This window comes from Thiohalobacter sp. IOR34, assembly GCF_030406045.1.
Taxonomy (GTDB): Bacteria; Pseudomonadota; Gammaproteobacteria; order Thiohalobacterales; family Thiohalobacteraceae.
Map to the genome: position 1 here is coordinate 2,492,147 of NZ_CP128988.1, position 7,854 is coordinate 2,500,000.

Here is a 7,854-nt window from a genome sequence, read left to right on the forward strand (position 1 = left end):
CCAGAAGAGGGGACTGGCAATCGCCGGAAAATGCGCTGTAATCAGGGTAAGGCCCCCTCATTCAAGTCCGGATGAAGGGCGTCGCTAGTGTCTTCAAGAGGACATGGCAAGACCGACATCCAGCCGCCTAAGGAGCCAGGGCATGTCTGCCAGCGAAACCCCGAAGCCGTCCGCCCTCGCCCCCTCCCTGGGGCTGGAACGCGCCGAACCACTGTTCCGCCGCGCCCCACGCTGCGACGAGAACGGCCGTCCCCTCACCGACTTCATGATGGTCATCCCCAAACTGCGCAACAAGCCGCCGCGACTCATCCAGGACACCATCGCCAAGATCGAACGCATCCTGGCCTGCTATGCCAAGGAGGTAGTGTTCGCCGACCTCAACCTGCAGATCAACGTGCTCTGGGTCATCACCCATGCCAGGCCGGGCATCTGTCTGGAGATCCCGGTCGCCATCAACGACGCCGTTCCCGAGGCCCTGCTGGTCGCCCAGCCCAGGCCATACTGAGCATCTAGCCGGCTGCCTGTTAACACCACGCCAATCGCGGCCTGGAGGCCGCTCCTACCATGGTGCCGCCATGCCCCGTAGGAGCGGCCTCCAGGCCGCGATCCCCGGCGGGTCCAGCCTCGCCCTGAGCATCGAATCCTTGGTGCAATATCCGGGCTAGCGGGCGTCTGCCACTGTCTTCGATTTTTTACAGGCAGCCGTGCCGACCTGCCGTCTCGACCGCCACGACCAACCGGGCAAACCGGGCCAGGCAAGCAACCGGCGTCCGCCACAACATTCTAGCCCGGATATTGCACGAAGGCGGCCTTGAAAGCGTAATTTTTCCGCTATTTATCAAGGCATTGATTCCCTATGCGGGCAATTGTGCCCTGTTACAGTTTGTGCCTGTTCGAGTTCAGACCAAATCTGGCCTCGCATTTCGCCCGATCGCCCTTGAACCCTAGCTACGGCTATGCTTCGGCGGGCGATCGAACAGGCTGCTTGGCCAGATTTGCCCTGAAACTCGAATCCTTCGCGCAATATGCGGGCTAGGTTTTTGAATTCCAGCATATTTTGAAGTCGACAAAGGAGGGCATCCTGCCACACTCTGCGAGGGCTGCGGCAACCGCACCCCATGTCACAATCTTTTACAGCCGGAAGCCACCCTCTTCTCAAAATCTTCACATCGCCATGTTTTTAAAAGAGTTTCGACACCTGGCCCGAATGATGCAGTGATATCATTGCAAACAGACTGTGATGAATGAACGGGTGCATGGCGTGGACAGGAATCCGGTGTCGTCATGACCCTGACCGCAGATACCAACAACTCAATGTGGGGAGCAAGACAATGAAGACACCAATGACTTGGATCGCCCCGGTCGCCGCAGCCGTCATGCTGGCGACAGGCGCAGGTTCCGCGCTGGCCGTTCCCGTTGCGGCCGACGTGGTGGCCGTGGTCGACGAATCGGGCTCGATGAGCGGCGAACATAGCTGGCTGGGCGGCATGATCACCTCGCTGGAGACGGGCCTGGTAGCCAACAACGTGGGCAGCGGCGCCACGCCCAACCGCTATGGCCTGACCGGCTATGGTGGCGGTGGCGCCCATTATCTCCCGCACCAGCATGCGGTCGATGGCGGCGGCCTGGGTACGGCAAGCGGCTTCAGCGCCGCCACGGGTACACTGGTCACCAGCGGCGGCACCGAAGACGGCTGGCGCGGCATCAACTACGCGATGACCAACTACAGCTTCAACGCCAACTCGGCCGTGAACATCATCCTGGTCACCGACGAGGACCGTGACAACACGGACAACGCCATCACCTACAGCACGGTGCTGGCCGACCTGAAGCGCAAGAACGCCCTGCTGAACGCCGTCGTCGCTGCCAGCTTCAGTTGCGACGCCGGCCGCGCGCTGGGCATCGACTCCAAGGGCAACGGCTACATCGCCGACGGCAGCGGCGGCTTCACCACCTGCGCCAACGGCGTGGCCACCGGCGGTTTCGGCACGACCATCGCCGACTATGTCAATCTGGCGCTGGCCACCGGCGGCGCGGCCTGGGACCTGAGCCAACTGCGTGCCGGCGGCAACACGGCAACCTCCTTCACCAATGCCTTCATCAGCATCAAGGTGCGGGAGATCACCTCCCAGCCGCCGACCGGCGGTGTGCCGGAACCGGCCACCCTGGCGCTGATGGGCATCGGCCTGGTAGGGGCAGCGGCAGGGCGCAGGAAGAAGACCTCCTCCTAAACAACAATGCCAAGATCGACCAGGGAAGGATGCCCTGGAACCCTTCAGACGGCGGCCAGCGGGTCGCCGTTTTTTTATCACCGCGCGCCTTTGTAGTCCTTGGCTTACAGGCCTCATCAGGATTTTCGGATAGGCAGATTCCCATAACTTGAGTATGGTGTTCGGCGATAGGGATATTCGGGCCTGGCCCCGGACGGAACAAGGACGTTCGGCACTGCGTGTTTCGTGTCTCAGGGAAGAGACGCGGAAGACGGTTGGTGGATTCCTATCGGCCCCGTCTGCTTCGGCAGGCGGGGCTTTTTTCGGCTCGCCTGTCTGCACGAGGCAGCGTCGCCTGATACCGAAAACTCTTAGAAGAGTTCCACCTCTGCCTCACCCTTGTCGAGATTCTGGCCCGTGAAACTGGCCATCAGGGACTCGAGCTGAACCGAATACTGCGACAGGTCACCATTGTCGGACACATTCTGTCTGGACATTCTGGACAACTCTGCGACCTTGGCATTGATGTGCTGGATGGTGTCATGCACATCCCTCGCCAGCTGGTTCTGGCCAGTGACGATGCCCGCAACATGGCTGTTGCTGCTGTGGATCTCGGCCACTGCCGCGGCGATGCTCCCGAAGGCTTCGCCGGCCGCACGCGCCTGTTCCAGGTTGTGGTTGGCCATTTCCGTACTTCGAGCCATACGATCGACCGCCTCGCGACTATCGACATTGATGGTCTCGATCAAACCCTTGATCTCCGTCGTTGCCTCGGTGGTTCGCTGCGACAGGGCGCGCACCTCATCGGCCACCACTGCAAAGCCACGGCCCTGTTCGCCTGCCCGTGCCGCCTCGATGGCGGCATTCAGCGCCAGCATGAACCGCCCCGGGTTTACCGGAGACTCTATTTCTTGAGAGGATAGAGTCATGAAGAAGAGTACGAGATATTCCCCGGAAGTGCGGGAACGGGCGGTTCGCATGGTGTTCGAGCACCAGGGTGAACATGGTTCACAGTGGGCGGCGATGGCCTCCATTGCGGCCAAGATTGGCTGTACGCCGGAGACGCTTCGGAAATGGGTGAGGCAGGCGGAGCGTGACCAGGGACTGCGAGAGGGCCTGACGACCTCGGAACGGGAGCGACTCAAGGCGCTGGAGCGGGAGAACCGGGAGCTGAACCGGGCCAACGAGATACTGAAGACGGCGTCGGCTTTTTTCGCCCAGGCGGAGCTCGACCGCAAGCTGAGGAGATGATCGCCTACATCGACGATCACAAGGATCGCTACGGGGTCGAGCCGATCTGCGCGGTATTGCCGATTGCCCCGTCGATCTACTACGAACACAAGGCCCGTGAGGCCGACCCGGAACGGCTACCGCCGCGTGTGAAGCGCGACCAGGCACTGTCCGATGAGGTCCGGCGGGTCTGGGAAGAGAACTTCCAGGTGTATGGTGCCCGGAAGGTCTGGCGTCAGTTGAACCGGGAGGGGTTCGCGGTGGCACGCTGCACGGTGGAGCGTCTGATGCGGTCGCAGGGGCTGCGCGGCGTGGTGCGGGGTCGCCGCTGCCGGACGACGATCGGTGATGAGGTGGCGGACCGTCCGCTGGACCGGGTGAACCGGCAATTTACGGCGACGCGTCCCAACCAGCTGTGGGTGGCGGATATCACCTTCGTGGCAACCTGGACGGGCTTTGTCTATGTGGCGTTCGTAGTGGACGTCTACGCCCGCCGGATCGTCGGCTGGCGCGTGTCGCGCTCGCTCCGGACGGACCTGGTGCTGGATGCGCTGGAGCAGGCGTTGTGGTCGCGCCGGGACACGGAGGGTTTGGTGCATCACAGCGACCGGGGTTGCCAGTACCTGTCGGTGCGCTACACGGAACGCTTGGCGGAAGCCGGTATTGAAGCCTCCGTCGGCAGCCGGGGTGACTCATACGACAACGCTTTGGCGGAAACGATCAACGGCCTGTACAAGGCCGAGGTTATCTACCGGCGGGGTCCCTGGAAGAACATGGAGGCGGTCGAGTACGCCACCCTGGAGTGGGTGGACTGGTTCAACCACCGGCGGTTACTGGAGCCGACCGGCAATGTACCACCGGCGGAGTTGGAAGCGGCGTATTATCGCCACCAGCAAGAGTCGGCCAAGGCGGCCTGACTCAAACAAAATAGTCTCCGGAATATCCGGGGCGGTTCAGCAGGTTGGTCTGCTCGGCAATGGTCACGATCATGTCGAGCACTGTTCCGATCGATTCGTGATGTTTGGCCAGACTGCTTATCCTGCCTCCGAGGACCCCGACCTCCTCAGTCAGCCTGCGCATGCTGTCAAGCGCCTCAGCGACCACATTCTGACCCACTGCGGACTCCTGGCGGACCTGCTCGGTATTCTTCACGCCATCGGCAATGACGCTGTTGACCGTCTGGCTTGTCTCCGACATCTCGCTCACCCGATCGGTCAGCCGGGCGATCGCCTGCACCTGTTCCTCCAGGGCCTGATTGGTCGTCGTGGTAAAGGTCTGTGCCCGCTGGCTGGAAAGGGACAACTCGCTTGCGACCAGCATGATCTGCCTGACCGTGTCATCGAGCTTTGTCTCGAAACGGTTGAACGCCTTCGACAGACGGGTTATCTCGTCGTTGCCGTCCTCCGGCAGCGAAACTGACAGATCTGCATTGCCTTCCGATATCTGTTCCATCGCCAGGGTCACGCGATTGAGCCGCGAACTGATGGAACCCACCATGTAGATGGCGGCAAACAGCAGACCACCGCCCATGAGGAGAGACAGCATCAGGCTCACCCGCTTTGTGGATTGCCCGGTACGGGCGAACAGCTGCTGGATGAGATTGACGCTTTCCAGGAGTCGGGCCTCAAGCTGCTCACTGGCTTGATTCAATCGCATCGCCAGGCTGCCCTCACCCATGCGCTGCAGCTTGACCTCGGCAGCAAGCTGCCGAAAATACCTCCGGTAACGCTGCAATCCATCGCTGATCCTGGCCTTGAGTTCCGCAGCGAGCGGCAACACAGCCAGATTTGCCTGCAAATGCATGAATGCCCGCTCATGCCGGCGGAGATAATCATCCTGCTCGCGCAGCAGGAAATCCTTTTCATGCCTGCGCAGCATCAGCATGTCGTTCAGCAGCCGTTCTTCGGAAAGTTCATTCAACCGTGATTCCACCTCATGCACGGCCTGCCGCATGGCACCTCGAACCCCCTGATCCTCCTTGAACCCAGTCCTCTGCATGCTGGCAGCCAGGACATGAAAATCCGTGATATAGCGTTGCATGGCATCACGCAAGGGCTGCACCATCACCGCGTCAGCCCCTATGTCGGCGATCAGTTGCGCCAACATCCCGATGTCATGCCGAAAATGCGGCAGGTATTCATCGAAGGCCTTGAGCGAGTCCGGGTCGCGATACATCTGAAAGGCCTGGCCGTAGCCGCGCAGCCTCAACACATCCGTTTCGATGTCGGCAATACTGACCAAACCGCGCTGCAAGGCCTCCGCGCGTTGCCAGGCATACACCTGCATCAACAACATGACGGAAATGGCCAGAATGGAGATTCCGGCAAACAGGGCCAGTTTTGTCTTGATCGTCATTCCAGTACTCCATTACCTGATGTGAATGAAGCATCCACATCGTTTTCATCCACTGAATCGCTGCCAAGGCAGTTCATTTGCCGAATTCTCTCTGCTAACAACGTATCGGCCGTGGAAAGAATTAATTTATGCGTTCCCGGAAAAGGTTTTTGAACGCGAATTCAACGCATGGGGACGGCAGGCGTGGCGCCCCTGGCGGGCAGCCCGGAGAGTGTTGGCAGGCTTGCGAAGGACAGGAAAGAAAAAACCCCTGACCGACAAGCGGTCAGGGGTTTTTGGTTTGAAAGCCTGGCAGTGACCTACTTTCGCATGGGGAGGCCCCACACTATCATCGGCGCTGAGGAGTTTCACTTCCGAGTTCGGAATGGGATCGGGTGGTTCCCCCTCGCTATGGCCGCCAGGCAAACTGTGATGGCACAAGGCCAAATTCGGAAAGCTGATGAAAGTGTCGGGTTATCGCGTTGCGAACCAACTCCACTCAAACCGCTTGAGTGTTATATGGTCAAGCCTCACGGGCAATTAGTACTGGTTAGCTTCACACATTACTGCGCTTCCACACCCAGCCTATCAACGTCCTAGTCTTGAACGGCCCTTCAGGAACCTCAAGGGTTCAGTGAGATCTCATCTTGGGAGGGGCTTCCCGCTTAGATGCTTTCAGCGGTTATCCTGTCCGTACATAGCTACCCGGCAGTGCCACTGGCGTGACAACCGGAACACCAGGGGTACGTCCACTCCGGTCCTCTCGTACTAGGAGCAGCTTCCCTCAAATCTCAAACGCCCACGGCAGATAGGGACCGAACTGTCTCACGACGTTCTAAACCCAGCTCGCGTACCACTTTAAATGGCGAACAGCCATACCCTTGGGACCGGCTACAGCCCCAGGATGTGATGAGCCGACATCGAGGTGCCAAACTCCTCCGTCGATATGGACTCTTGGGAGGAATCAGCCTGTTATCCCCGGAGTACCTTTTATCCGTTGAGCGATGGCCCTTCCATACAGAACCACCGGATCACTAAGACCGTCTTTCGACCCTGCTCGACGTGTCTGTCTCGCAGTCAAGCACCCTTATGCCTTTGCACTCAATGCGCGATGTCCGACCGCGCTGAGGGTACCTTAGTGCTCCTCCGTTACTCTTTGGGAGGAGACCGCCCCAGTCAAACTACCCACCATACACTGTCCCTAACCCGGATAACGGGCCGAGGTTAGAACCTCAAACATACCAGGGTGGTATTTCAAGGATGGCTCCACCCGAACTGGCGTCCGGGCTTCAAAGCCTCCCACCTATCCTACACAGGTAGGCTCAAAGTTCAGTGCAAAGCTGTAGTAAAGGTTCACGGGGTCTTTCCGTCTAGCCGCGGGTACACTGCATCTTCACAGCGATTTCAATTTCACTGAGTCTCGGGTGGAGACAGTGTGGCCATCGTTACGCCATTCGTGCAGGTCGGAACTTACCCGACAAGGAATTTCGCTACCTTAGGACCGTTATAGTTACGGCCGCCGTTTACCGGGGCTTCGATCAAGAGCTTCGCTCCGAAGAGCTAACCCCATCAATTAACCTTCCGGCACCGGGCAGGCGTCACACCCTATACGTCCTCTTTCGAGTTTGCAGAGTGCTATGTTTTTAGTAAACAGTCGCAGCCACCTGGTCACTGCAACCCCCTTCCGCTCCACGAGCAAGTCGCTTCACGTACCAGGGGCGTACCTTCTCCCGAAGTTACGGTACCATTTTGCCTAGTTCCTTCACCCGAGTTCTCTCAAGCGCCTTGGGATTCTCTCCCCGCCCACCTGTGTCGGTTTGGGGTACGGTCCCGCAGTATCTGAAGCTTAGAGGCTTTTCCTGGAAGCATGGCATCAACCACTTCTCACCACATGGGCGATGGTCTCGTATCTCAGCGTTAAGAGGACCCGGATTTGCCTAAGTCCTCCGCCTACATACTTTCCCCGGGACATCCAACACCCGGTAGGTCTAGCCTTCTCCGTCCCCTCATCGCAATACTGCGAGGTTCAGGAATATTAACCTGATTCCCATCGACTACGCATTTCTGCCTCGCCTTAGGG

Annotated in this window: 6 protein-coding genes, 2 rRNA genes and 1 other annotated feature (1 of these 9 running past the window's edge); of the genes, 4 read left to right on the forward strand and 4 right to left on the reverse strand. The window is 59.4% G+C overall.

Annotation, left to right across the window (positions count from 1 at the left end; genetic code table 11):
• The first annotated feature begins 142 nt into the window (after positions 1–142).
• Positions 143–505, forward strand: a complete 363-nt coding sequence (locus tag QVG61_RS11580; RefSeq protein ID WP_289930798.1) for a hypothetical protein — start codon at positions 143–145, stop codon at positions 503–505.
• Positions 506–1,343: 838 nt separating this feature from the next.
• Positions 1,344–2,231 carry a PEP-CTERM sorting domain-containing protein gene (locus QVG61_RS11585; RefSeq protein ID WP_289930799.1) on the forward strand — a complete coding sequence of 296 codons (888 nt, stop codon included), beginning with the start codon at positions 1,344–1,346 and terminating at the stop codon, positions 2,229–2,231.
• Between the two features lie 350 nt (positions 2,232–2,581).
• On the opposite strand, the gene QVG61_RS11590 is transcribed toward QVG61_RS11585, so the two are convergent.
• Positions 2,582–3,088: a methyl-accepting chemotaxis protein gene (locus QVG61_RS11590; RefSeq protein ID WP_289930800.1), complete on the reverse strand. Its 507-nt coding sequence runs from the start codon at positions 3,086–3,088 to the stop codon at positions 2,582–2,584.
• 49 nt (positions 3,089–3,137) lie between these two features.
• Between QVG61_RS11590 and QVG61_RS11595 the strand changes: the two genes are divergently transcribed.
• A protein-coding gene (locus tag QVG61_RS11595; protein WP_289930801.1) for an IS3 family transposase occupies positions 3,138–4,357 on the forward strand; the annotation gives its coding sequence in 2 pieces (ribosomal slippage) (positions 3,138–3,426 and positions 3,426–4,357; 1,221 coding nt in all).
• Positions 3,416–3,532 (forward strand) — a sequence feature (AL1L pseudoknot). It overlaps the preceding gene by 117 nt.
• 1 nt (position 4,358) lies before the next feature.
• On the opposite strand, the gene QVG61_RS11600 is transcribed toward QVG61_RS11595, so the two are convergent.
• Positions 4,359–5,795 (reverse strand): methyl-accepting chemotaxis protein, encoded by a 1,437-nt coding sequence (locus QVG61_RS11600; RefSeq protein WP_289930802.1) that lies wholly within the window; start codon positions 5,793–5,795, stop codon positions 4,359–4,361.
• Positions 5,796–5,820: 25 nt separating this feature from the next.
• Here QVG61_RS11600 and QVG61_RS11605 point away from each other — a divergent pair, with 25 nt between their 5' ends.
• Positions 5,821–6,093, forward strand: coding sequence for a hypothetical protein (locus QVG61_RS11605; protein ID WP_289930803.1), 273 nt, complete (start codon positions 5,821–5,823; stop codon positions 6,091–6,093).
• Here the strand turns inward: QVG61_RS11605 and rrf are convergent.
• Positions 6,082–6,197 (reverse strand): 5S ribosomal RNA (gene rrf / locus QVG61_RS11610). The genes QVG61_RS11605 and rrf overlap by 12 nt on opposite strands.
• Positions 6,198–6,293: 96 nt before the next feature.
• Positions 6,294–7,854, reverse strand: a 23S ribosomal RNA gene (locus QVG61_RS11615); it runs 1,333 nt beyond the window's last position.

Coding starts and splice junctions, on each gene's coding strand:
- QVG61_RS11580 (WP_289930798.1), top strand. CDS start 143: ATGTCTGCCAGCGAAACCCCGAAGCCGTCCGCCCTCGCCCCCTCCCTG.
- QVG61_RS11585 (WP_289930799.1), top strand. CDS start 1,344: ATGACTTGGATCGCCCCGGTCGCCGCAGCCGTCATGCTGGCGACAGGC.
- QVG61_RS11590 (WP_289930800.1), bottom strand. CDS start 3,088: ATGCTGGCGCTGAATGCCGCCATCGAGGCGGCACGGGCAGGCGAACAG.
- QVG61_RS11600 (WP_289930802.1), bottom strand. CDS start 5,795: ATGACGATCAAGACAAAACTGGCCCTGTTTGCCGGAATCTCCATTCTG.
- QVG61_RS11605 (WP_289930803.1), top strand. CDS start 5,821: ATGAAGCATCCACATCGTTTTCATCCACTGAATCGCTGCCAAGGCAGT.